The sequence below is a fragment of the Blattabacterium sp. (Blaberus giganteus) genome (assembly GCF_000262715.1).
Taxonomy (GTDB): Bacteria; Bacteroidota; Bacteroidia; order Flavobacteriales; family Blattabacteriaceae; genus Blattabacterium.
Genome location: NC_017924.1, coordinates 452523 through 477845, shown reverse-complemented (window position 1 = coordinate 477845; position 25323 = coordinate 452523). Strand labels below are relative to the sequence as shown.

Annotated in this window: 17 protein-coding genes and 8 tRNA genes; 19 read left to right on the top strand and 6 right to left on the bottom strand. The window is 27.0% G+C overall.

The genetic code is table 11. The features are described 5' to 3' along the window. Nucleotides 1-2: 2 nt before the first annotated feature. The 3 genes from BGIGA_RS02320 to mutS form a co-directional block, all read right to left on the bottom strand. Nucleotides 3-87, bottom strand: a tRNA-Leu gene (locus BGIGA_RS02320). A 12-nt stretch (nucleotides 88-99) separates the two neighbouring features. Then, nucleotides 100-172, bottom strand: a tRNA-Gly gene (locus tag BGIGA_RS02315). 36 nt (nucleotides 173-208) lie between these two features. Further along, nucleotides 209-2782, bottom strand: a complete 2574-nt coding sequence (mutS, locus tag BGIGA_RS02310) for a DNA mismatch repair protein MutS (protein WP_014726764.1) — start codon at nucleotides 2780-2782, stop codon at nucleotides 209-211. Between the two features lie 66 nt (nucleotides 2783-2848). Here mutS and ileS point away from each other — a divergent pair, with 66 nt between their 5' ends. The 17 genes from ileS to rpoC all read left to right on the top strand — a co-directional run bounded on the left by ileS (nucleotide 2849) and on the right by rpoC (nucleotide 20179). Beyond that, nucleotides 2849-6316, top strand: a complete 3468-nt coding sequence (ileS, locus tag BGIGA_RS02305) for an isoleucine--tRNA ligase (protein WP_014726763.1) — start codon at nucleotides 2849-2851, stop codon at nucleotides 6314-6316. After that, entirely contained in the window at nucleotides 6313-6711 is a 399-nt protein-coding gene (locus BGIGA_RS02300; protein ID WP_014726762.1) for a TraR/DksA C4-type zinc finger protein, read from the top strand. Before ileS ends, BGIGA_RS02300 begins: the two co-directional genes overlap by 4 nt. Nucleotides 6712-6715: 4 nt before the next feature. Beyond that, complete coding sequence (locus tag BGIGA_RS02295) at nucleotides 6716-7378, top strand: lipoprotein signal peptidase (protein ID WP_041178350.1); 663 nt, start codon at nucleotides 6716-6718, stop codon at nucleotides 7376-7378. Between the two features lie 95 nt (nucleotides 7379-7473). After that, a tRNA-Thr gene (locus BGIGA_RS02290) sits at nucleotides 7474-7547 on the top strand. A gap of 3 nt (nucleotides 7548-7550) precedes the next feature. After that, nucleotides 7551-7634, top strand: a tRNA-Tyr gene (locus tag BGIGA_RS02285). A 4-nt stretch (nucleotides 7635-7638) separates the two neighbouring features. Next, nucleotides 7639-7711: transfer RNA gene (locus tag BGIGA_RS02280), tRNA-Gly, on the top strand. Nucleotides 7712-7763: 52 nt separating this feature from the next. Beyond that, a tRNA-Thr gene (locus BGIGA_RS02275) sits at nucleotides 7764-7835 on the top strand. A 33-nt stretch (nucleotides 7836-7868) separates the two neighbouring features. Then, nucleotides 7869-9056 carry an elongation factor Tu gene (gene tuf, locus BGIGA_RS02270; RefSeq protein ID WP_014726760.1) on the top strand — a complete coding sequence of 396 codons (1188 nt, stop codon included), beginning with the start codon at nucleotides 7869-7871 and terminating at the stop codon, nucleotides 9054-9056. 30 nt (nucleotides 9057-9086) lie between these two features. After that, nucleotides 9087-9159: transfer RNA gene (locus BGIGA_RS02265), tRNA-Trp, on the top strand. Nucleotides 9160-9183: 24 nt separating this feature from the next. After that, on the top strand, nucleotides 9184-9369 hold the full coding sequence (locus BGIGA_RS02260; protein ID WP_014726759.1) for a preprotein translocase subunit SecE: 186 nt from the start codon (nucleotides 9184-9186) through the stop codon (nucleotides 9367-9369). Continuing rightward, nucleotides 9366-9920, top strand: coding sequence for a transcription termination/antitermination protein NusG (nusG, locus tag BGIGA_RS02255; protein WP_014726758.1), 555 nt, complete (start codon nucleotides 9366-9368; stop codon nucleotides 9918-9920). The genes BGIGA_RS02260 and nusG overlap by 4 nt, the downstream gene beginning before the upstream one ends. 7 nt (nucleotides 9921-9927) lie before the next feature. Continuing rightward, nucleotides 9928-10368, top strand: coding sequence for a 50S ribosomal protein L11 (gene rplK, locus BGIGA_RS02250; RefSeq protein WP_014726757.1), 441 nt, complete (start codon nucleotides 9928-9930; stop codon nucleotides 10366-10368). Between the two features lie 22 nt (nucleotides 10369-10390). After that, nucleotides 10391-11086 carry a 50S ribosomal protein L1 gene (gene rplA, locus BGIGA_RS02245; RefSeq protein ID WP_014726756.1) on the top strand — a complete coding sequence of 232 codons (696 nt, stop codon included), beginning with the start codon at nucleotides 10391-10393 and terminating at the stop codon, nucleotides 11084-11086. Continuing rightward, the gene (gene rplJ, locus BGIGA_RS02240) at nucleotides 11083-11634 is read left to right on the top strand and encodes a 50S ribosomal protein L10 (protein ID WP_014726755.1); all 552 of its coding nucleotides are present in this window, start codon (nucleotides 11083-11085) and stop codon (nucleotides 11632-11634) included. The genes rplA and rplJ overlap by 4 nt, the downstream gene beginning before the upstream one ends. A 46-nt stretch (nucleotides 11635-11680) precedes the next feature. Then, a complete protein-coding gene (gene rplL / locus BGIGA_RS02235; protein WP_014726754.1) occupies nucleotides 11681-12052 on the top strand; it encodes a 50S ribosomal protein L7/L12 in 372 nt (123 codons plus the stop codon). Between the two features lie 24 nt (nucleotides 12053-12076). Then, the gene (gene rpoB / locus BGIGA_RS02230; RefSeq protein WP_014726753.1) at nucleotides 12077-15904 is read left to right on the top strand and encodes a DNA-directed RNA polymerase subunit beta; all 3828 of its coding nucleotides are present in this window, start codon (nucleotides 12077-12079) and stop codon (nucleotides 15902-15904) included. A 42-nt stretch (nucleotides 15905-15946) separates the two neighbouring features. After that, the gene (gene rpoC, locus BGIGA_RS02225) at nucleotides 15947-20179 is read left to right on the top strand and encodes a DNA-directed RNA polymerase subunit beta' (protein ID WP_041178394.1); all 4233 of its coding nucleotides are present in this window, start codon (nucleotides 15947-15949) and stop codon (nucleotides 20177-20179) included. 15 nt (nucleotides 20180-20194) lie between these two features. Here rpoC and glnS read toward each other — a convergent pair whose 3' ends face one another. Then, a complete protein-coding gene (gene glnS, locus BGIGA_RS02220) occupies nucleotides 20195-21898 on the bottom strand; it encodes a glutamine--tRNA ligase (protein WP_014726751.1) in 1704 nt (567 codons plus the stop codon). Between the two features lie 69 nt (nucleotides 21899-21967). On the opposite strand from glnS, the gene BGIGA_RS02215 reads away from it, so the two are divergent. After that, nucleotides 21968-23236, top strand: coding sequence for a folylpolyglutamate synthase/dihydrofolate synthase family protein (locus BGIGA_RS02215; RefSeq protein ID WP_014726750.1), 1269 nt, complete (start codon nucleotides 21968-21970; stop codon nucleotides 23234-23236). A 15-nt stretch (nucleotides 23237-23251) separates the two neighbouring features. Next, nucleotides 23252-23327 (top strand) — tRNA-Val (locus BGIGA_RS02210). Here BGIGA_RS02210 and miaA read toward each other — a convergent pair. Together miaA and aroC are read right to left on the bottom strand one after the other, a co-directional pair. Beyond that, a complete protein-coding gene (gene miaA, locus BGIGA_RS03130) occupies nucleotides 23287-24225 on the bottom strand; it encodes a tRNA (adenosine(37)-N6)-dimethylallyltransferase MiaA (protein WP_014726749.1) in 939 nt (312 codons plus the stop codon). The genes BGIGA_RS02210 and miaA overlap by 41 nt on opposite strands. Beyond that, nucleotides 24222-25316: a chorismate synthase gene (aroC, locus tag BGIGA_RS02205; protein ID WP_014726748.1), complete on the bottom strand. Its 1095-nt coding sequence runs from the start codon at nucleotides 25314-25316 to the stop codon at nucleotides 24222-24224. Before aroC ends, miaA begins: the two co-directional genes overlap by 4 nt. Nucleotides 25317-25323: the final 7 nt, after the last annotated feature.

Sequence of the window (25323 nt, the reverse complement as noted above, 5' to 3'; positions counted from 1 at the left end):
AATACCCGGAACGGGATTTGAACCCGTACGATCACAATGATCACAGGATTTTAAGTCCTGTGTGTCTACCAATTCCACCATCCGGATAAATAAGAAAAAAGCGAGAAACGGGATTTGAACCCGCGGCCCCGACCTTGGCAAGGTCGTGCTCTACCAACTGAGCTATTCTCGCGACAAAACTAATTCAAATACACTTTATAAGCAAATTTTAATAATCTAATAAATTTTTGATTTCGTGAATTTTTCCAGTTATATCTTGTAATGATAAAGAATCAATATTTTTAATTTTTTTTAAAGAACAAATTATTTTTTTTAATAAATAAAAAACTTTTTTGTTATTAATTTCCGTTTTGTTTTTTTTTAATTTTAATGAATTTAATATTTTTTTTGCTCTTTCAATGATTTCTATAGGCATGCCCGATATTTTAGCTACATAAATTCCGAAACTATGTTCACTACCTCCAGTTACTAGTTTTCGCATAAAAATAATATTATCATTTATTTCTTTTACAGAAATATGATAGTTTTTTATTCTTTTAAAAAAAAGACTCATTTCATTCAATTCATGATAATGTGTAGCAAATAAAGTTAAAGGTCGAAAATTCTTTTCATGCAAAAACTCAATGATCGATTTTGCTATTGAAATTCCATCATAAGTACTTGTACCTCTTCCTATTTCATCTAAAATAATAAAACTTCTTTTAGAAAGATTGTTTAATATACTTGCTGTTTCATTCATTTCTACCATAAAAGTAGACTCTCCTAAAGAAATGTTATCTGAGGCACCTACTCTACTAAATATTTTGTCGATTAATCCTATTTCCGCATATTTAGCAGGAACAAAACTTCCAACATGAGCCATTAGTATAATAATGGCCGTTTGACGTAAAATAGCAGATTTTCCTGACATATTTGGACCTGTTATGATTAATATTTGTTGATTTGATTTATTTAAAATAATATCATTAGGAATATAAGAGGATTTGGAAATGAATTGTCTTTCAATAACAGGATGTCGTCCTTTTATTATAGATATTTGTAAAGAATCATTGACTTTAGGTTTTATATAATTATTTTCTAATGCTAAACTAGAAAAAGAGCATAGTACATCTAATTTTGCAATTGTTTTTGCATTTTTTTGTAAAGATTTTATGTTATCTAACATATGATTGATTAGATTATTAAATATTTCTTTTTCTAAAGAAAATATTTTTTGTTCTGCATTGAAAATTTTCAATTCATAATTTTTTAATTCCTCAGTAATATATCGAATAGAATTTGTCAATGTTTGTTTTTGTATCCAGTGTAATGGGACTTTTTCTTTTTTAGAAATTTTAACTTCAAAAAAATATCCGAAAATATTATTATATCCAATTTTTAAATTATTAATTCCTGTTTTCAATTTCTCAATTGAACAAAGTTTTTCTAGATATTTTTTTTGAAAAAAATACATTGTTCGAATTTCATCTAATTCTTTAGAAAAACCTTGATTTATAACATTTCCTTTCCCTTTTTCAATTTTATGTGGAGGATTTTCTTGTATTGTATTAGCTATTTTTTCACATATAATATTACAATCTTCAAAAGAGTTTCCTATATTGGTTAAAATTTTATCTCCTTGAGATAGGCATTTTTTTTGTATTTCATTTATAGAAATAAGAGATTTATATAACGTATACATTTCACGTGGAGAAATTTTTCCAATAGCTATTTTAGAAATTATTCTTTCTATATCATAAACATTTTTTAGTTTTGTTTTTATAAAAATACGTATTACGTTATTAGTAGATAATTTTTCCACTATTTGATGACGTTTTCTTATACGAAAGATATTTTTTAAAGGAAAAATAATCCAATTTTTCAATAATCTTCCTCCCATAGGAGTAATAGTATGGTCAAGTATTTTTATCAAAGAAACTCCTTCTTTGTTCAAAGGATGAAATATTTCTAAATTTCTAAAAGTAAAATCATCTATACTCACGTGTTCTTCCTTTTTTATTCTTCGTATATTAGAAATATGTTTTATATTGAAGTGAAGAGTATTATGTAAATAAGATAAGATTACTCCACAAGAAATAATACCTAATTTTAAATCATTAATACCAAATCCTTTTAAAGAATTCATTTCAAAATGAGACGTTAATTTTTCATATGCAAATGAATAATCAAACATCCAGTCTTCCAGAAGAAAAGTATAATATTCCCCTTTTAACAATTTATCAAAAAAATTTTTTTCTTTTCTTTGAAAAAGAATTTCACTAGGATGAAAACGTTTTATATATTGCAAAATATTATTTTTTGTATCTTCTGTTACAAAAAATTCTCCAGTAGAAATATCTAAAAAACTTAACCCAAAATTTTTATTTTTTTCGACGTAAATAGAAGCTAAAAAATTATTTGATTTTGGAGATATAATGTTCTCATCAACGGATACTCCTGGAGTAACAAGTTCTGTTACTCCTCTTTTTACAATATTTTTACCTTTTTTTTGTTCTTCTAGTTGATCACAAATAGCAACACGAAATCCTGAACGTATCAATTTTGGTAAGTAAGTATTCAAAGAATGGTAGGGGAACCCTGCTAAATGCATATTGAATCGTTTAGTTAAAACGATATTTAATGTTTGAGAACATTGAATAGCATCTTCTCCAAAAGTTTCATAAAAATCTCCAACTTGAAATAATAAAATTGTATCTGGATATTTAGTTTTTATATCATTATATTGCTTAATTAATGGAGTTTCTTCTTTTTTTTTGCAATAAAAAATTTCGTTTTTATTCATATTATCAAAATATAATTATTAAAATATATCAAAATAGAAGATTGTTAATTTATTATTTATAACCTTATGTCAAAAATATTCAGAGAATATAAAAAATTGGATCTTAGTCAAATAACTATAGAAATATCTCAATATTGGAAAAAACATAAGATTTTTCAAAATAATTCTAATTTTTTTTATGATCATAAAAAAAATACTATTTCTTATATTTTATATGAAGGGCCTCCATCTTTAAATGGAAATCCTGGTGTTCATCATATTATAACTAGAATTATAAAGGACATTTTTTGTAGATACCATACTCTTAAAGGGAAAAAAGTATTTAGAAAAGCAGGTTGGGATACTCATGGACTTCCTGTAGAATTAAATGTAGAAAAGTATCTAGGAATCACTAAAAATGATATAGGAAAAAAAATTAGTATAGAAAAATATAATAATTTTTGTAAAAGTTTCGTCAATAAATCATTGAAAAAATGGCAATTATTTACGGAAAAAATAGGATATTTTATAGATTTAGATCATTCGTTTATTACTTACAATGCAAAATATATAGAAAGTGTATGGTGGCTAATTAAAAAATTATATGATCAAAATCTTCTTTATAAAGGACTTACAATCCAGCCTTATTCTCCTGCAGCAGGAACAGGATTAAGTTATCATGAATTGAACATGACTGGAACTTATAAAGAAGTAAAACAATTGTCTCCATTTTTGAAATTTAAAGCAATTAAAAATACTTTACCTAAAAAATTTAAAAATATTTTAGGAGACATATATTTTATATCATGGACTACTGCTCCTTGGACAATTCCATCCAATACTGCATTAGCTTTTGGTTATGAGATAGACTATGTTTTGATTAAAACTTATAACACATATACTTTTTCAAAAGAAAATATTGTTTTTTCTGAAAAATTAATTCATAAAATATTATTATCAAATCAATTTTATTCTGTTTCAAATGAAACTGAATTAGATATTAATATAAAAAATCATAAAATTCCTTATTTAATAGTAGAAAAATTTAAAGGTAAAGAATTAATATACAGTAAATATGAACAATTATTGCCTTGGTTTAAACCTTACTATAACGAAAAAAATGCATTTCAAATTATAACAGGAGATTTTGTTAATGTAAATGAAGGAACAGGAATAGTTCATATTTCGCCTACATTTGGCATAGATGATTTTATAGTAGCTAAGAAATATAATATACCTCCAATGTTAGTTTTAAATGAAGATAATATTCCTGTTTCTTTAGTTGATTTTCAAGGAAAATTTATAAAAAATTTTCCTCACGGATTTTCAAAAAAATATGTTAAAAATGAATTTAATACGAACAATAAAAAAAATACTCTTTCAGTAGATCAAGAAATAATTTTCTTTTTAGAAAAAGAACAAAAAATATTTAGAACGGAAAAACATGTTCATTTTTATCCACACTGTTGGAGAACAGAAAAACCAATTCTTTATTATCTACTCAATTCATGGTTTATAAAAACTACAGAAATGAAAGATAAAATGATTAGTTTGAATCAAAAAATTCAATGGTATCCTGATTTTATAGGAAAAAAACGTTTTGATTCTTGGTTAAAAAATACAAAAGATTGGAATCTTTCTCGGTCAAGATATTGGGGAACCCCTCTTCCTATTTGGAGAACAGAAAAAGGAGATGAAGAAATCGTAATAGGATCAATTAAAGAATTATTATTTGAAATAAAAAAATCTATTAAATATGGATTTATGTCACATAATGTATTTAAAGATTTTATATTAGATGATATGAGTGATAATAATTATGATAAAATAGATTTGCATAAACACATTTTGGATAAAATTATATTGGTTTCTCCTAAAGAAAAACCTATGAAAAGAGAATCTGATTTAGTTGATGTATGGTTTGATTCTGGTGCTATGCCATATGCACAATTTCATTATCCATTTGAAAACAAAGAATATATAGATAAAAATTTATTATTTCCTGCTGATTTTATTTCTGAAGGAATAGATCAGACACGAGGATGGTTTTTTACCTTACATACTATTAGTAGTTTATTATTCAATTCAATAGCATACAAAAATGTAGTATCAACAGGATTAATTTTAGATAAAAATGGTCGTAAAATGTCAAAAAGTAAAGGGAATACCATAAATCCTTTTGATTTAATAGATAGTTATGGTCCTGATGCTATACGTTGGTATATTATATTCCATTCTGAACCTTGGGATAATTTAAAATTTAATATAAAAGATATTCATACTATTATAAATAAATTTTTTGGAACATTATATAACATCTATTCTTTTTTTGTTTTATATGCTAATATTGATGGGTTCTCTTACAAAGAAGAAGAATGTTTTAACAATTATACAGAATTGGATTTTTGGATCCTTTCTGAATTAAACACTCTTATTAAAAAAACAGACAATTACTATACTAATTATAATCCAACTAAAGCTTCGCGTTTGATTTCATCTTTTGTTTTAGATAAATTAAGTAATTGGTATGTAAGATTATGTAGAAGAAGATTTTGGAAAGAGAAATATACAAAAAATAAAATATCTGCATATCAAATTCTTTATAAATGTTTAATTGTTGTCGCTAAATTAATTTCTCCTATAGTTCCATTTTTTTCTGAAAAATTATATGTGGATTTAAATTCTATTACTGAAAAAGAAAATTTTAAAAGTATTCATTTAACAAGTTTTCCTAGTTATAATTACAATTTAATTAATAAAGAATTGGAAAATAAAATGTTTTGGATTCAGAAAATAATTTCCATGGTTTTTTCTATAAGAAAAAAGAATAAAATAAAAATTCGTCAACCTTTGCAAAAATTGCTTATTCTTGTTTATGATAATAAAATGCGTTTCCAATTGAAACAGTCATCTGAAATTCTATTCCAAGAAGCTAATGTAAAAAAAGTAGAATTTCCTTCATCATACAAAAATCTTGAATTTATAAAACATATAAAACCTAATTACAAATCTATTGGACCTAAATTTGGAAATAAAGTTCAGATAATTTCTGAGATTATAAAAAAATTTAATCAAGAAAAAATTAGAGAAATAGAAAAAAACAAAAAATGTATTCTTTTTATAAAAAAAGAAAAAGTGATTCTTTCTTTAGAAGATGTAAAAATTACTACTGAATATATTAAAAATTGGTCAGTTTTATTTGATTCTGAATTTACAATAGCATTAGATTTACGTATTACAAATTCTCTTTGGGAAGAAGGATTTGTAAGAGAATTAATTAGACATATACAAAAATTAAGAAAAAATCGAGAATATAATGTAATAGAAAAAATATTTGTATATATAAGTGTAAAAAAAAATCATTATTTCAAAGATAAAGTTAAAATTATTTTACAAAAAAATAAAGATTTTCTTTGTAAAGAAACTCTTGCTGTCGATGTTTCTTTCCAAGAATTACAAGAATATGAACATGAAGAGAAGGAAGAAAAAATATATTTTGAAGAAAAATTCATATTATATATGCAGATACGAAAAGTAGAAAATATAAAAAAATGAAAGGACAAGTAAAACAAAAAAGATATTCTATGGAAGAAAGGAAAGAATTTCGTAAACTTATACTTGAAAAATTGAAAAAAGTAAAAAAAGATTTATCAATTTTTAAGGAATCATTTTCTAATGATAAAAATAATGGAACAGATGATACTTCTTCTACTTTCAAAGCTTTTGATGATGGATCAGAAACTTTGAGTAAGGAACAAAATGCTCAAATTGTGGAACATTTACAAAAATTTATAAAAAGTTTAAATTCCGCTTTAATTAGAGTAGAAAATCAAGATTATGGAATTTGTCGTATCACCAAAAAATTAATTCCTAAAGAACGTCTCATGGCTGTTCCTCATACTACTTTAAGTATTGAAGGGAAAAAATTGATTGAAAAAATAAATAAATAGATTCTTGAAAAAATTCTTTTTCATTATTTTTTCTGTATTGTCAATAGATCAAATTTTAAAGGTTTATATTAAAACTCATTTTGAATTAGGAAGTGGAATTTCTATACTTTCTTTCTTCCGAATTCTTTTTGTAGAAAATCCAGGAATGGCTTATGGTATTAATTTTGTAGGAGGATATCATGGAAAAAGATTATTGAGTATTTTTCGACTTTTTTTAGTTTTTTTGATTTCTATTTTTCTTTATAGAAATATTAAGAAAGGATCTTCTAAATATTTGACTATCCCTATTAGTTTAATTTTGTCAGGTGCTATGGGAAATTTTTTGGATAGTGCTTTATATGGATTATTATTTGATTCAGGTACAATTTATAGTCAAGAATCTAAAAAATGGGTTCCTTATTTTGGAATATCTAAAATAAATTCTAATATTTTTCATCTTAAAAAAAATCATACAGAAGGATACGCTTCTTTGATGGAAGGATGTGTTGTTGACATGTTTTATTTACCTATAATAGATACTTATATTCCTCATTGGGTTCCATTTTTTGGAGGTTATAATTTTCAATTTTTTAAACCCGTTTTTAATTTATCTGATCTTGTAATATCCATTGGTGTACTTTTATTATTCATGTTTAAACATAAAATTAAAAAGGCAATACAAATGTAAAAATTTTATAAGATTTATTATTTTTTTGAGAATTATAAAAATCTCTATAGATTTGTATCGCCTTGATTTTCATTATTACGAATCAAATCTGAATAGCCGGTGTAGCTCAGTTGGTCAGAGCACGTGATTTGTAATCTCGGGGTCGTGGGTTCGAATCCCTCCATCGGCTTTTGGGGAGATACTCAAGTTTGGTTAACGAGGACAGACTGTAAATCTGTTGGCTTTGCCTTCGCAGGTTCAAATCCTGCTCTCCCCATATTGCGGAAGTAGCTCAGTTGGTAGAGCATCAGCCTTCCAAGTTGAATGTCGCGGGTTCGAATCCCGTCTTCCGCTCTTATATGATTTATTTATATATGAATCGGATAAAAATATAAGAATTAGTATGGCCAATGTAGCTCAGTGGTAGAGCACTTCCTTGGTAAGGGAGAGGTCACGGGTTCAATTCCCGCCGTTGGCTTATTAAAAAAGAAATATTTTTAATAATTTTATCATGGCAAAAGAAAGATTTAAACGAAACAAACCGCATGTAAATATAGGAACCACAGGTCATGTTGATCATGGAAAAACCACTCTAACTGCTGCAATTACAAAGGTATTATCAGAAATTGGTTTAGCAGAAGAGAAAAGTTTTGATGCAATAGATAATGCTCCTGAAGAAAAAGAAAGAGGAATCACCATTAATACATCTCATGTAGAATATGAAACCGAAAAAAGACATTACGCACATGTAGATTGTCCTGGACATGCCGATTATGTTAAAAATATGATCACAGGAGCGGCTCAAATGGATGGAGCGATTTTAGTTGTAGCGGCTACAGATGGACCTATGCCTCAAACTAGAGAACATATATTATTGTCTAGACAAGTAGGCGTTCCAAAAATTGTAGTATTTATGAATAAAGTAGATCAAGTGGATGATCTAGAATTATTAGAATTAGTAGAAATGGAAATTAGAGAGTTACTTTCCAAGTATGAATATGATGGAGAAAATATTCCTATTATACAAGGATCAGCTTTAGGCGCTTTAAATGGAGAAAAAAAATGGGTAGAAAAAATAAAAGATTTGATGAAAATATTGGATGATTATATTCCTGAACCCATTCGTGAAATGGAAAAACCTTTTTTGATGCCTGTAGAAGACGTTTTTACTATAACTGGAAGAGGAACAGTAGCAACAGGTCGTATTGAGAGTGGAATTATTAACACAGGAGATTTAGTAGATATTATTGGAATGGGAGAAAATAAATTATCATCTACCGTAACAGGAGTTGAAATGTTTAGAAAAATTTTAGATAAAGGACAAGCAGGAGACAATGTAGGATTGTTGTTACGTGGAATAGAAAAAAAAGATATCAAAAGAGGAATGGTTATAGGAAAACCGGGATCTGTAACTCCTCATAAAAAATTTAAAGCGGAAGTATACATTCTTACAAAAGAAGAAGGTGGAAGACATACCCCTTTTCATAATAAATATCGTCCTCAATTTTACTTGAGAACTACAGATGTTACAGGGGAGATTCATCTTCCAAATGGAATAGAAATGGTTATGCCGGGCGATAATATTTCTATGGAGGTTGAATTACATCAACCGATAGCATTAAGTGAGAATTTACGTTTTGCTATTCGTGAAGGAGGAAAAACGGTAGGTGCGGGACAAGTAATTCATATAATAGATTGATTGATTTGAAAAACATAATTTGAATTGCAAACGGATGTAGCTCAGTTGGTAGAGCATCGGTCTCCAAAACCGAAGGTCGTAAGTTCGATTCTTACCGTCCGTGCATTGATTATTCATACATATATGCATGAAAAAAAATAATTTTTTTTTAGAAATTTATAACGAATTTTTTCATTGTATAACATGGCCTAAATGGGAGGATTTACAAATAATAACAATGATCATTTCTTTTCTCTCTATGATCTTATCCATATTTTTATATGGAGTTGATGGTTTTTTCATTTTTTTGATTAAAAAATTATTTTCTTTATGAGTGATTTGGAAAGAAAATGGTATGTAATAAAAACTATGAGTGGACAAGAAAATAAGGTGAAATCATATATCGAGAATGAAATTAGAGATAATGGATTTCAGGAACATATAGGAAAAGTATTAGTCCCTATAGAAAAAGTAATACAAATGAGAAAAGGAAAAAAAATTCATAGAGAAAAAGTTCATTATCCTGGATATGTCATGGTCGAAGCAAATTTAGAAGGAGAAGCGGCTCATGCAATAAAAAATGTTCCAGGTGTTATAAATTTTTTAAGTGAAGGGAAAGGAGCTTCCGCAACTCCTATTCCTATGAGAAAAGAAGAAGTAAATAAAATGTTAGGGAAAATAGATCAACTTTCTGAAAGTTATGAAAATATTAGTATTCCTTTTGTAGTAGGAGAAACAATTAAAGTAATAGATGGTCCTTTTACAGGATTCAATGGTACAATTGAAAAAATTCATGAAGAGAAAAGAAAATTAGAATTAGCTGTTTTAATTTTTGGAAGAAAAACTCCATTAGAATTGAATTTTACACAAATAGAAAAAATTTAATAAAATCATGATTAGAACAAATAAAAAAGTGATTAAAAAAATTAAAATACAGAAAATAAATGGAGGAAAAGCGAGTCCCGCCCCTCCTATAGGTCCTATTTTGGGAAGTTCTGGAGTCAATATTATGGAGTTTTGTAAACAATATAATTCTGTTACTCAAGATAAAATAGGAGAAATCTGTCCTGTAGTAATAACAGTGTATGAAGATAAATCATTTTCTTTTTCAATTAAAAGACCTCCGGTTTCTATTCAATTGTTGAATATAGTGAAAAAAGAAAAAGGATCCAAAGAATCTAATCGTTCTAAAATAGGAAAAATAAGTTTAAATGAAATTAAAATGATTGCGAAGAATAAAATGGAAGATTTTAATTGTTTTTCTATAGAATCCGCTATCTCTATGGTATCCGGAACTGCTAGATCTATGGGAATAGAAATTATTGATAGTTAAAACAAAACTTCATTTATACAGTATGTCAAAAAAATTAACTAAAAATAAAAAGAAAATTATAGATAAAATTTATAAAAAAAAGTATTCTTTAGAAGAAGCAATATTTCTTATTAAAGAAATTGATTTTGTAAAATTTGATGCTTCTGTTGATATTTCTGTTCGTCTTGGTATAGATATTCGTTTACCACATCAAGTGGTAAGAGGTACAGTTTTGCTTCCTCATGGAACAGGTAAAAATGTTTGTATTTTAGCTTTGGTTCCTAAAAATAAAGAATCTGAAGCGAAAAAAGCAGGAGCGGATTACGTTGGATTAAAATATATTGAAAAAATTAAATCTGGATGGACAGATGTAGATGTTATTGTTGCCACTCCTTCTGTAATGAATCAATTGGGAACAATAGGAAAAATATTGGGTCCTAAGGGATTAATGCCAAATCCTAAAATGGAAACTGTTTCCATAAATCCAGAAAAATCTATAGAAGAAATTAAATCTGGAAAAATAACCTTCAAAGCAGATCGTTATGGAATTGTTCATGCTTCAGTAGGAAAAGTTTCATTTTCACATAAATATTTATTAGATAATTTAGAAAAGTTTATGAAAATAATTGTTAGGAATAAACCTTCTACATCTAAAGGATCTTATATCAAAAGTATTTATTTATCTAGTACCATGAGTTATGGGATTCCATTAGATTTAAAAAGTTTTGTGAACAAATGAATAAAAAAAATAAAAAAAAAGAATTGTTGAAATTAGTTTCCATTTTATCGAATAACGAGACAATATATTTGATGGATATGTCCGATTTAAATTCTAATCAAATATCTGCTTTAAGAAAAAATTTTCATGAACATAGTATTAGAATGAAAATGGTAAAAAATACTTTGTTAAAAAAAGCTATAAATAAAATAAAAAATAAAAAATTTGATTCTTTTTTTCCGATTTTGAATGGAAATACAACTATATTATTTTCAAATTTGAATGTTTTGAATGTTTCTTCAAAAATTATAAAAAATTTTCACATTCAGGAAAAAATTGATAAACCTTATTTAAAAGGAGCTTATGCACAAGAATCTTTTTATTTTGGTGGAAATAAAGATTTAAACCTATTATTACATATTAAGTCTAAGGAAGATATCATAACTGAAATTTTAAATGTACTTCAATTTTCAATCAAAGATATTGTTTCATCTCTTTTAAATTCAACAAAATATAAAATATGTGAAGTTTTAAAGTCTTTATCTTCTTATAAAGTTATGAAAGAATAAAAATTTCCTATGAATTACTATTATACTTTAAAAAATAAATAAAAAAATGATAGAAAAGATAGCAGAACAATTGGTTAATTTAACTGTAAAACAAGTTAATGAATTAGCTACTATTTTAAAAAAAGAATATGGAATAGAACCAGCTCCTTCAGTTCAAATAGAAAATACTTTATCTAAAAAAGAAAAAACCTATGAAAAAGAGGAAAAAAGTGTTTTTAACATAATTTTGAAATCATCTGGAAATTCTAAATTATCTGTAGTAAAATTAGTTAAAGAAATTACTGGAAAAGGACTCAAAGAGTCTAAAGATTTAGTAGATAATATTCCCAGTGTGATTAAAGAATCTATAAACAAAAAAGAAGCAGAAGATTTAAAAAATAAATTTGAAGAAATAGGAGCTGAAATTGAATTAAAATAAAAAATTTACATTTTTAAAAAAAAAATGTCCATTAAATTAAAATTGGTGAATATAGAAAAAGAAAGAATCACTTTTGCATCAGTAGCAAAACAAGTGGAATATCCTGATTTTTTGGATATTCAAATCAAATCATTTAAAGAATTTTTTCAATTAGATGCGAACCCAGAAGATAGAAAAAACGAAGGATTATTCAAAGCTTTTACAGAAAATTTTCCTATTTCCGATGCTAGAAATTCTTTTGTTTTAGAATTTAAAGGTTATTCGATAGATTCTCCGAGATATTCAATCGAAGAATGTATCGAAAGAGGGTTAACTTATAGTGTCCCTCTAAAAGCTAAATTAAAATTATATTGTACAGATCCTGAGCATGAAGATTTTGAAACGGTATATCAAGATGTTTATTTAGGGACATGTCCTTATATGACTCCTTCTGGTTCTTTTATTTTTAATGGATCGGAAAGAGTAATTGTATCTCAATTACATCGTTCTCCTGGTGTTTTTTTTGGTCAATCCCATCATGCTAATGGAACTAAACTTTATTCAGCTAGAATTATTCCATTTAAAGGATCATGGATAGAATTTGCAACAGATATTAATAATGTTATGTATGCTTATATTGATAGAAAGAAAAAATTGCCTATGACAACTTTACTACGTGCAATAGGATATGAAAGAGATAAAGATATATTAGAAATATTTGATTTAGCTGAAGAAATGAAAATAGCAGGAAACGAAAAAAATATTTTAAATAGAACTTTAGCAGCTAGAGTGTTAAAAATTTGGCATGAGGATTTTGTTGACGAAGATACAGGAGAAGTTTTATCTGTAGAAAAAAACGAGATTCTTATAGATAGAAATGTTCTTTTAAAAGAAGAACATATTGATCTGATGATTCATCATGAAATAAAAACTATTTTATTACATAAGGAAGGAGGAAGAAAAAAAGATTATTCGATTATTTATAATACTTTACATAAGGATTCTACTAATTCTGAGAAAGAAGCAGTAGAATATATTTATAGACAACTTAGAAATACTGAGCCTCCAGATGAAGAAACAGCTAAAGGTGTTATAGATAAACTTTTTTTTTCTGATGCTAGATACAGTTTAGGCCCTGTAGGAAGATATCGTTTGAATAAACGTCTTGGTCTAAATATAGATCCTGATTATTTAGTTTTAACCAAAAAAGATATTATTGCAATAGTAGAACATTTGAATGCTTTATTTAACTCTAAAAGAGAAGTCGACGATATTGATCATTTATCTAATAGACGTGTAAGAACAGTAGGAGAACAACTTTATACTCAATTTAGTATTGGATTGGCAAGAATGTCTAGAACTATAAGAGAAAGAATGAATGTTCGTGATAATGAAGTTTTTATGCCTATAGATCTTATTAATGCTAAAACTTTGTCATCTGTAATCAACACTTTTTTTGGAACAAATCAATTATCTCAGTTTATGGACCAAACAAATCCTTTATCTGAGATCACTCATAAAAGAAGACTTTCAGCATTGGGTCCTGGTGGATTATCTAGAGAAAGAGCAGGTTTTGAAGTTAGAGATGTAAATTATTCTCATTATGGAAGATTATGTCCTATAGAAACTCCAGAAGGACCTAACATAGGATTAATATCTTCTCTTTCTGTATTTGCAAAAATAAATAATATGGGATTTGTTGAGACACCTTATCGAATTGTGTCAAATCAAAAAGTGGATTTAAAATCTAAAGTAAAATATTTAAGTGCAGAAGAAGAAGAAGGTAAAATTATAGCACAAGCTAATGCAATTGATAAATATGGAAATTTTTTATCTGACAGAATTATAGTTCGTGAAGATGGTGATTTTCCTGTAGTTAAACCTAATCAAGTAGATTATATAGATGTAGCACCTAATCAAATCGCTTCTATATCCGCTTCTTTAATTCCTTTTTTAGAACATGATGATGCAAACAGAGCTTTGATGGGATCGAATATGATGCGTCAAGCGGTTCCATTATTAAAACCTGAGGCTCCTGTTGTAGGAACAGGGTTAGAGGAACAAGTAGCAAGAGATTCTCGTATATTGATTAATGCAAAAAGAAATGGAGTTGTAGAATATGTTGATGCAAAAAAAATAATTATTCGTTATGATAAAACAGATAAAGAAAATTTAGTTAGTTTTGATCCTAAAATTGAGATTTATGATTTAATCAAATTCAGAAAAACTAATCAAAATACATGTATAACTTTGAAACCTATTGTAAGAAAAGGAATGAAAGTGATTCAAGGTCAAATTTTATGTGAAGGATATGCAACAGAAAATGGAGAACTAGCTTTAGGAAGAAATTTAAAGGCCGCTTTTATTCCATGTAATGGTTATAATTTCGAAGATGCTGTTTTAATTTCAGAAAAAGTAGTAAGTGAAGATTGGTTTACTTCTATTCATATAGATGAATATTCATTAGAAGTTCGTGATACAAAATTAGGTATGGAAGAATTTACCAATGATATACCGAATGTTAGTGAGGAGGCTACTAAAGATTTAGATGAAAATGGAATTATAAGAGTTGGAGCAGAAGTTAAACCTGGCGATATTCTTATTGGAAAAATAACTCCAAAAGGAGAATCCGATCCTACTCCAGAAGAAAAATTATTAAGAGCTATTTTTGGAGATAAAGCAGGGAATGTTAAAGACGCTTCTTTAAGAGCAGATCCATCATTATTTGGAGTTGTTATAGATACAAAACTTTTTACTAGAAGTATCAAGGATAAAACATCTAGAATTCAAGATAAGATTAAAATAGCTTGTTTAGAAAAAGAATATGAAAAAAAATTTTTAGATCTTAGAAATTTATTGATTAAAAAATTACAATCTATTTTAGATGGTAAATTGTGTTATCGTTCTATTTTTAATGAAAAAAAACAGGAAATTATAAAAAAAGGGATGAAATTCACTATGAAAATACTTAATAATATAAAGGATTATATAGGAATTCATTCTATTGATTGGACTCATCATGTAGAAATTAATAATTTTATATCAGAAATTTTACATAATTATAAAATAGCGGTAAATGATTTGAATAGCATTTTTAAACATCAGAAATTTTTTATCACTGTTGGGGATGAATTACCTTCAGGAATTATAAAAATGGCTAAAGTATATATTGCTAAGAAAAGAAAGTTAAAAGTAGGAGATAAAATGGCAGGAAGACACGGAAATAAAGGAGTAGTAGCTCGAATATTAAGACAAGAAGATATGCCTTTTTTGAAAGACGGAAGTCCTGTAGATATTGTTTTAAATCCTTTAGGAGTTCCTTCTAGAATGAATATAGGACAAATATATGAAACTGTATTAGGATGGGCCGGACAAAAATTAAATATTAAATTTTCAACGCCTATATTTGATGGAGCCACTATGGAAGAAATCTGCAAACATACAGATCAAGCGAAAATACCTCGTTTTGGAACCACTTATTTATTTGATGGAGGGACGGGGGAAAGATTTGATCAACCTGCTACAGTAGGAGTGATATATATGTTAAAATTAGGTCATATGGTAGATGATAAAATGCATGCACGTTCAATAGGACCTTATTCTTTAATTACTCAACAACCTTTAGGAGGTAAAGCTCAATTTGGTGGTCAACGTTTTGGAGAAATGGAAGTTTGGGCTTTAGAAGCTTTTGGGGCTTCCAATATTTTACGTGAGATTTTAACTGTTAAATCCGATGATGTAGTTGGAAGAGCTAAAACTTATGAATCTATTGTGAAAGGAGAACCAATGCCTGACCCTAACAATCCAGAATCTTTTAATGTTCTTTGTTATGAATTAAAAGGATTAGGATTGGATATCCGTTTAGAAGAATGAATTTTTGTTATCTCTATATATTATATGATAAATATGATAAAAATGAATAGAAAAAAAAGCAATAAATTCAATAAAGTAACTATTCGATTTGCTTCTCCAGAAATTATATTAAAGGAATCTCATGGAGAAGTATTAAAACCAGAAACAATTAACTATCGAACACACAAACCAGAAAGAGATGGACTTTTTTGTGAACGAATTTTTGGTCCAGTAAAAGATTACGAATGTGCTTGTGGAAAATATAAAAGAATTCGTTACAAAGGGATTGTTTGTGATAGATGTGGAGTTGAAGTTACTGAAAAAAAAGTTAGAAGAGAACGTATGGGACATATAAGTCTTGTAGTTCCTGTTGTTCATATTTGGTGTTTTCGATCTTCTCCTAATAAAATTGGATATTTATTGGGTTTACCTTCTAAGAAACTTGAAATGATTATTTATTATGAACGATATGTTGTTATTCAAGGAGGATTGGGGTTCCGTTTAGATGGATCTTCTTTTCAAAAAGGGGATTTTCTTACTGAAGAAGAGTATTTACAAGCTTTAAACAAACTTCCGAAAGGAAATCAGCAATTAGATGATTCTGATCCGAATAAGTTTATTGCTAAAATGGGTGCGGAATGTATAGAAAATCTTTTAAATCTAGTAGATTTGGATCTTTTATCTATGGAATTAAGAAATCAAGCTCACAATGAAACTTCTAAACAAAGACGAACTGAAGCATTGAAACGTTTACAAGTTGTTGAATCTTTTAAAGAAGGAAAAAAAAATGGAGGAAGTCCGTCTTGTATGATTATTCATGTATTAGCCGTTATACCCCCTGAATTACGTCCTTTAGTTCCTTTGGATGGAGGTCGTTATGCTGCTTCTGATATGACTGATTTATACCGTCGTGTGCTTATAAGAAATAATCGTTTAAAAAGACTTATAGAAATTAAAGCGCCTGAAGTTATTTTACGGAATGAAAAAAGAATGCTTCAAGAAGCAGTAGATTCGCTTTTTGATAATTCTAGAAAGATTTCTGCTGTAAAATCAGAAGCAAATCGTCCTTTAAAATCTTTATCCGATACGTTAAAAGGAAAACAAGGTCGTTTTAGACAAAATCTTCTTGGAAAAAGAGTAGATTATTCAGCACGATCTGTTATTGTAGTAGGACCACATTTGAAATTGCATGAATGTGGACTACCTAAAGATATGGCAGCAGAACTTTATAAACCTTTTATTATACGTAAATTGATTGAAAGAGGAATTGTAAAAACAGTAAAATCTTCCAAGAAAATTATTGATAAAAGAGATCCTATGATATGGGATATTTTAGAAAACGTATTAAAAGGACATCCTATTTTATTAAATAGGGCGCCTACATTGCATAGGTTAGGAATTCAAGCTTTTCAGCCTAAATTAATAGAAGGAAAAGCAATTCAATTACATCCGTTAGTATGTGCAGCTTTTAATGCTGATTTTGATGGAGATCAAATGGCGGTTCACTTACCATTATCTCATGGAGCTATATTAGAAGCTCAACTTTTAATGTTGGCTTCTCAAAATATATTAAATCCTGCTAATGGATCTCCTATAACAGTTCCTTCTCAAGATATGGTATTAGGATTATATTACATGACTAAACCTTTTCTATCAAATTTTGAAAAAAAAGTAAAAGGAGAAAAATTTATTTTTTATTCTCCAGAAGAAGTTGAAATAGCATATAATCAAGGTGTAGTAGATTTACATTCTGTGATAAAAGTTAAAGTATCCCTTCGTGAAAAGGAAAAATTTATTTTTAAAATAATAGAAACCACTGTAGGTAGGGTATTATTTAATCAAGTTGTCCCTAATAAAGTAGGATTTATTAATAAATCTCTTACGAAAAAATCTCTTAGAGAGATTATAGGTAAAATATTATATCTAACAGATGTCCCTACAACAGCTAATTTCCTGGATGATATTAAAGAATTAGGTTTTTATAATGCATTTAAAGGTGGGTTATCTTTTGGGTTAGGAGATATTATTATTCCTGATAATAAAAAAGACATGGTTAATAATGCTATTAAACAAGTAGATAACGTAAAAATGAATTATAATATGGGATTAATTACAAATAATGAACGTTATAATCAAGTAATTGATATATGGACAAATACTAATGCTATGCTTACAGAAAAAGTAATGAAATATATGCGAGAAGATAAACAAGGATTTAATTCTGTATATATGATGTTAGATTCTGGGGCAAGAGGTTCTAAAGAGCAAATACGTCAGCTTTCAGGAATGCGTGGTTTAATGGCTAAACCTCAAAAAGCAGGATCTTCTGGTGGGGAGATTATTGAAAATCCTATTTTATCTAATTTTAGAGAAGGACTTTCTATTTTAGAATATTTTATATCCACTCATGGTGCTAGAAAAGGATTAGCAGATACTGCATTAAAAACTGCAGATGCTGGATATCTTACAAGACGTTTAGTAGATGCAGCTCAAGATGTTATTATCAAAATAGAAGATTGTAAAACTTTACGAGGATTAGAAATTTCTGCATTAAAAAAAAATGAAGAAATAGTAGAAACTTTATTTGATAGAATTTTAGGCCGTATGTCTTTAAATGACATTTATAATAAAGAAAATCAATTAATAATTAATGCAGGGGAAATGATTGATGAAAAAATAGCAGAAATCATTGATAAATCTGAAATTGAAATAGTAGAAGTTAGATCTCCTTTAACTTGTGAAGCAAAAATGGGTATATGTTCTAAATGCTATGGTCGTAATTTATCTACAGGAGAAGTCGTTAAAAAAGGAGAAGCTGTTGGAGTGATTGCAGCTCAATCAATTGGAGAACCAGGAACTCAGTTAACTTTACGTACTTTTCATGTGGGTGGTACAGCAGGAAATATTACAGAATCTTCACAAATAAAAGCAAAATATGATGGAATTGTAGAATTTGAAGATTTAAAATTTGTGAAAACAAAACAATATTCTGATAAAATAGGGATAGTAGTCTCTAGATCAACAGAAATGAAACTCTTCAACTTAAAAAAATCATCTATTTTAATGATAAATAATATTCCTTATGGAGCTTCTTTATATGTTAAACATGGAGATCATTTGAAATCGGGAGACATGATTTGCAAATGGGATTTGTATAATGCAGTTATTGTTGCAGAATTTTCTGGTGTGATATCTTATCAACATTTAGAACAAGGTGTTACTTTTCAAGTAGAAATTGATGAACAAACTGGATTCCAAGAAAAGGTAATAACGGAAATTAGAAACAAAAATTTAATACCAACATTAAAAATTATTAATGACAAAAATGAAGAACTAAAAGTGTATAATTTACCAGTAGGTTCTCATTTAATGGTAGAAGACGGAGAAAAAATAGATATAGGAAAAATATTAGTTAAGGTTCCAAGAAGGACAGCAAAATCAGGAGACATTACAGGAGGATTACCTCGTTTATCTGAATTGTTTGAAGCTCGTAATCCATCTAATCCAGCTGTAGTATCAGAAATGGATGGAATCGTGAGTCATGGAAAAATAAAAAGAGGAAATAGAGAAATTATTGTGGAATCTAAAACAGGAGAAATAAGAAAATATCTTGTAAAACTGTCCAATCAAATACTTGTACAGGAAAACGATTATGTAAAAGCAGGAATGCCTTTATCAGATGGAGCTGTTACTCCTAATGATATTCTAAATATCAGAGGACCTAGGGCTGTCCAAGAATATTTAATAAAAGAAATACAAGAGGTGTATCGTTTGCAAGGTGTAAAAATTAATGATAAGCATTTTGAAGTTATCGTTTTACAAATGATGAGAAAGGTAGAAGTTATAGATGTAGGAGATACTAAATTTTTGGATGGAAATATAGAATATAAAGATGATTTTGTAGAAGAAAATGACAGAATTTCCCAAATGAAAGTGATTGAAGATTTCGGAGATTCTGAAATATTTAAAAATGGAGATATTATTAGTTACAGAGATCTTAGAAATGAAAATGCAGTTTTAAAATATAAAAATAAAAAATTAATAAAAACTAGAAATGCTATTCCTGCTACAGCAAGGCCAATATTACAAGGAATAACAAGAGCAGCGTTACAAACTAAATCTTTTATATCTGCAGCTTCATTTCAAGAAACAACAAAAGTTTTAAGTGAAGCAGCTATAAGTGGTAAAATTGATTGTTTACACGGATTAAAGGAAAATGTAATCGTAGGACATAAAATTCCTGCAGGAACTGGATTAAGAGAATATGAAAACATATTTCCAGATATTTTGAAATAACTTTCAAAAAAGTTTTTATCGTTTTGTTTCATTCCATTTATTTTTGATAGATACCGTTTTATTGAAAATGATTTGATCTTTTTTATTTATAATTTTGCTATCTACATAAAAATAGCCAATTCTTTGAAATTGGAAATGATCTCCTTTTTTTGCTTTCTTTAAAGAAGGTTCTGCATAACCTATAATCTTGTTTTTTGATTTAGGATTAATATGTTTATGAAAATCATCTATATTTGGGTTTCTATTTAAAAAAAGAGAATTATATAAATTAATTTCAATAGGAAAAGAGTGTTTTACAGATACCCAATGTAAAGTACTTTTCACTCTTCCTTTCTCTCTTATTTTGTTTTTTTGTCCAGATTTACTATGAGAATCATAGGTACAATGTATTTCTTTTATTTTTCCTTCATAATTTTTTATAACAGAATTTGCTTTAATGATATAAGCATTTTTCAGTCTTACTTCTTTACCAATACTAAGACGAAAAAAATTTTTTTCGTCTTTTTCCAAAAAATCATTTTCTTCAATATATACATATTTAGAAAATGGGATTTTTCTATTTCCGAAATTAGAATCTTCTGGATTATTTTCTGCTTCCACCCATTCAGTATGATTTAACAAATAATTGTCAATAATTAATTTAATTGGATGTAATACGACCATAACTCTAGGAGTTATTTTATTTAAATGTTCTCTAATACAGAACTCCAAAAAAGATATGTCTATAATATTATTTCTTTTTGTAATTCCTATTTTATGAATAAAATTTTTTAAAGCAATAGAAGTGTATCCCTTTTTACGTAATCCAGATATTGTTAAAATACGTGGATCATCCCAAGATTGAATAACTTTTTTTTCAATTAAATATTGTATTTTTCTTTTACTAGTTATAGTATGACTTAAATTTAGTCTTGAAAACTCTATTTGTTTAGGTTTTATTTTATCTTTTTTATTTTGATTATAAATTTGACTTAAATACCAATCGTATAATGGACGTCTATTTTCAAATTCTAAAGAGCATAATGAATGAGATATTTGTTCTATGTAATCACATAAACCATGTGTCCAATCATAAGTAGGATAAATACACCATTGATATCCAGTTTTATGATGTTTCCTACGTAAAATTCTATACATAATTGGATCTCGCATATTCATATTTGAAGAACTCATATTAATTTTAGCTCTTAAAACACAAGATTCTTCTTCAAAAAATCCGTTTTTCATTTTCTCGAAAAGAAACAAATTTTCATCTATAGATCTGTTTCTATAATGACTCTTTATTCCAATTTCAAAAGGATTTTTTCTTTGAAATTGGATAATATTTTTAGATTGATCATCTACATAAGCTTTATTTTTTTGAATCAATTTTATAGCCCATTCATAAAGTTTAGAAAAATAATCTGAAGCATAACTTTCATTATCCCAATGAAACCCCAAAAAAAGAATGTCTTTTTTTATAGAATCTATAAATTTTTTATTTTCTCCTATAGGATTGGTATCATCAAATCTTAAATTTATTGGAGATTTGTATTTTTTACTTAACTCAAAATTCAAACATATTGCTTTCACATGTCCAATATGAAGATATCCATTAGGTTCAGGAGGAAAACGAAATCTAATTTTTTTGATAGGAAATCCATTTTTTATATCTTCCTCTATAATTTTTTCAATAAAATGTATATGTGATTTTATTTTGAATAAATAATTAGAAATCATTTATAATACGAATATAACCAATTTTTTGAAAAAAATATATTTTTGCTATGTTATTTTAATAGTTGGGATATGAATTATACAGAAACAGTTTTATGGATTTTTAAACGTCTTCCAATCTATCAAAAAACGGGGTTGAAATCATATAAACCAGGTTTAAAGAGAATACAAAATTTTTGTTCTTATTTAGGAAATCCTCAAAATTTTTTTAAAAGTATACATGTCGGTGGAACAAATGGAAAAGGATCTACAGCACATATGTTATCTTCTATATTACAAGAAGAAAGATATAAAATAGGATTATTCACTTCTCCTCATTTAATAGATTTTAGAGAAAGAATAACCTATAATGGTGTTTTGATAGAAGAAGATTTTATCGTAGATTTTATAAATGATAATAAAAAATTTATAGAAAAAGAAAAAATTTCATTTTTTGAAATGAATACAGCTTTAGCTTTTAAATATTTTAAAGAAAAAAAGGTAAATATAGCAATAATTGAAGTAGGAATGGGAGGAAGATTGGATTCTACTAATTTGATTACTCCAGTAATATCTATAATTACAAATATTAGCATGGATCATACAGAAACTCTTGGAAATCATCGATTAAAAATTGCTTTGGAAAAAGCAGGAATTATAAAAAAAAACGTCTCAGTAATAATAGGAAGGAAAATTTCGAGAGATGTCCGGTTTCTTTTTTTTCAAGAAGCTTTAAAAAAAAATGCTCCAATTTATTTTTCTGTAAAATCTAAAAAAGATGCTCAATACAAAATGCCTTTTGAAGCAGATTATCAAAATTTTAATCGAAATGTCGTATTGAAAACTATAAGTATTTTACATTATAGAAAAAATGTAATAGTATCTAATCAATCAATAAAAAAAGGATTAAAAAATGTGATTAAAAATACAAATTTGAAAGGAAGATGGCATATTTTACAACATAAAAATCCAAAAATTATTTGTGATATAGCTCATAATGAAGAAGGCGCATGTATGATTAATAAACAGTTAGAAAAAGAATCATATGAAAAATTACATTTAGTTTTGGGTTTCGTTAAAGAAAAAAAAGTAGATCAATTATTAAAACATTTTCCTATTGAATCTTTTTATTATTTTTGTCAGCCTAATATAGATAGAAAGTATTCTATTCATGATTTGACAATATTAGTCTATAAAATATTTAAAAATCATGATAAAATTAGTTTTTTTCCTTCTGTTAAAAAGGCTTTTTTGTATGCAAAAAATAAAGCTAATAAAAATGATTTGATATTAATTACTGGAAGTACATTTGTTATATCTGAGATTTTTTTATATTATAAAAATTTTTTTTCTTACATTTGAAAAGAATAAAAAATAGGGCAATTAGCTCAGTTAGGTTTAGAGCATCTGTTTTACAAGCAGGGGGTCACTGGTTCAAATCCAGTATTGCCCATTGTTTTTTTTAAAATAAAATCAAATATTTTATCTTTTTCTTTTGGATGAAACCATATAATTGACGTATCTTTTTTATACCAAGTCAATTGTCTTTTTGCATATTTTCTAGTATTTTTTTTTATTTTTTCTATACTTTCATTCAAATTATTTTTTTTTTCTGAAATAAATTCAAATATTTCTTGATATCCTATAGTTTGTAAACTATTTAAATTTCTATAATGATAATAAAGTTTTGCTTCATCTAATAAACCTATTTTCATCATGTTATCTACTCTGTTATTGATTCTATAATCAATCTCACATCTAGGCATTGTTAATCCTATTTTTAAAATTAAAAAATTTCTTTTCTTTTTTTTTTTATAAAAAAAAGAAGGACTTTTTCCTGTAGATTTAACGATTTCTAAATATCTAATTAAGCGTCTAGGATTAGAAATATCTATTAATTCGTCTGGTTTTTTGAATTTTAAAAATTCTTTTTGTAAAAAGTAAATCCCTTTTTTTTTAAAATGATGAATTAAATGATTTTTAATATCTAAATCAATTTTAGGAAATTCAGATAACCCTTCTGTTACTGCTTTTTCATATAAACCAGATCCTCCTACCATAATCAAAATGGAATATTGAGTAAATAATTTTGAAATCTTATTTAAGGAATCTCTTTCAAACAATTTTGCATTGTATATTTGATGAATACTTAAATGTCCAATAAAATGATGAGGAATACGAGATAGTTCTTTTATAGTAGGCATGGAAGTTCCTATTTTTAATTCCTTATAAAATTGTCTAGAATCGCAAGACAAAATTTCAGTGTTGAATTTTTCAGCTAAAAATAAGGAAAGAGAAGTTTTTCCTACACAGGTAGGACCTAAAATAAAAACAATAGATTTTTGATTCATTTGATAATTTTTTTAATTGAAGAATATTTAGATAGTTTAGCATACATCCAATAGTTTGCTAAAACTAAAGCGGCCATAGATTCTACAATAGGAATAGCTCTAGGTAAAACACAAGGATCATGTCTTCCTTTTCCTTCCATAAGAATAACATTTCCATGTTTATCTATTGTTTTTTGTCTTTTCATAATTGTAGCCACAGGTTTGAATGCGATTCTAAAATAAATATCCATTCCATTTGAAATTCCTCCTTGTATTCCTCCGGATAAGTTTGTTTTAGTCGTCCCATCTTTTTGAAATAAATCATTATGTTGAGAACCTGTTAAATGAGTTCCATGAAATCCACTTCCATATTCAAATCCTTTTACAGCATTAATTGAAAGCATAGCTTTTCCTAGTTCAGCATGTAATTTTTCAAAAACAGGTTCTCCAATTCCTATTGGAACATTTGTAATTATACAAGAGATTGTCCCGCCTATTGTATCACCTTGATTTTTTATTTTTTTTATTTTAGATATCATTTTTTCCGCAGTATATGGATCTGGACATCTTATAGAATTTTTTTCTATTGATTCTCTAGATAAATCTAATTCTTGGTAAGATTTATTAATAGATATATCTCCTACAGAAGAAACATAAGATGTAATTGTAATATCTTTTATTAATTGTTTAGCAATAGCTCCAGCTACTACTCTGCATGTAGTTTCTCTTGCAGAAGAACGACCTCCTCCTCTGTAATCTCTTATTCCATATTTTTTTTCATATGTTAAATCTGAATGTGATGGACGATAAATTTTACGAATATGATTATAATCATCAGATTTTTGATCTTTGTTATAAATAATAAAACCTATTGGAGTTCCTGTTGTTTTATTATTAAAGATTCCAGATAAAAAATTTACTTTATCAGGCTCATTTCTTTGAGTCACTATAGAAGATTGTCCAGGTTTTCTTCTATTTAATTCATATTGAATTTCTTTGAAATCTAATTCTATTCCTGATGGACATCCATCAATAATACCACCTAATGCTATTCCATGACTTTCCCCAAAAGTACTTACTCTAAACAAATTTCCAAAAATATTCCCAGCCATAACAAAA

Coding starts and splice junctions, on each gene's coding strand:
- mutS (WP_014726764.1), bottom strand. CDS start 2,782: ATGAATAAAAACGAAATTTTTTATTGCAAAAAAAAAGAAGAAACTCCA.
- ileS (WP_014726763.1), top strand. CDS start 2,849: ATGTCAAAAATATTCAGAGAATATAAAAAATTGGATCTTAGTCAAATA.
- BGIGA_RS02300 (WP_014726762.1), top strand. CDS start 6,313: ATGAAAGGACAAGTAAAACAAAAAAGATATTCTATGGAAGAAAGGAAA.
- tuf (WP_014726760.1), top strand. CDS start 7,869: ATGGCAAAAGAAAGATTTAAACGAAACAAACCGCATGTAAATATAGGA.
- BGIGA_RS02260 (WP_014726759.1), top strand. CDS start 9,184: ATGAAAAAAAATAATTTTTTTTTAGAAATTTATAACGAATTTTTTCAT.
- nusG (WP_014726758.1), top strand. CDS start 9,366: ATGAGTGATTTGGAAAGAAAATGGTATGTAATAAAAACTATGAGTGGA.
- rplK (WP_014726757.1), top strand. CDS start 9,928: ATGATTAGAACAAATAAAAAAGTGATTAAAAAAATTAAAATACAGAAA.
- rplA (WP_014726756.1), top strand. CDS start 10,391: ATGTCAAAAAAATTAACTAAAAATAAAAAGAAAATTATAGATAAAATT.
- rplJ (WP_014726755.1), top strand. CDS start 11,083: ATGAATAAAAAAAATAAAAAAAAAGAATTGTTGAAATTAGTTTCCATT.
- rplL (WP_014726754.1), top strand. CDS start 11,681: ATGATAGAAAAGATAGCAGAACAATTGGTTAATTTAACTGTAAAACAA.
- rpoB (WP_014726753.1), top strand. CDS start 12,077: ATGTCCATTAAATTAAAATTGGTGAATATAGAAAAAGAAAGAATCACT.
- rpoC (WP_041178394.1), top strand. CDS start 15,947: ATGAATAGAAAAAAAAGCAATAAATTCAATAAAGTAACTATTCGATTT.
- glnS (WP_014726751.1), bottom strand. CDS start 21,898: ATGATTTCTAATTATTTATTCAAAATAAAATCACATATACATTTTATT.
- BGIGA_RS02215 (WP_014726750.1), top strand. CDS start 21,968: ATGAATTATACAGAAACAGTTTTATGGATTTTTAAACGTCTTCCAATC.
- miaA (WP_014726749.1), bottom strand. CDS start 24,225: ATGAATCAAAAATCTATTGTTTTTATTTTAGGTCCTACCTGTGTAGGA.
- aroC (WP_014726748.1), bottom strand. CDS start 25,316: ATGGCTGGGAATATTTTTGGAAATTTGTTTAGAGTAAGTACTTTTGGG.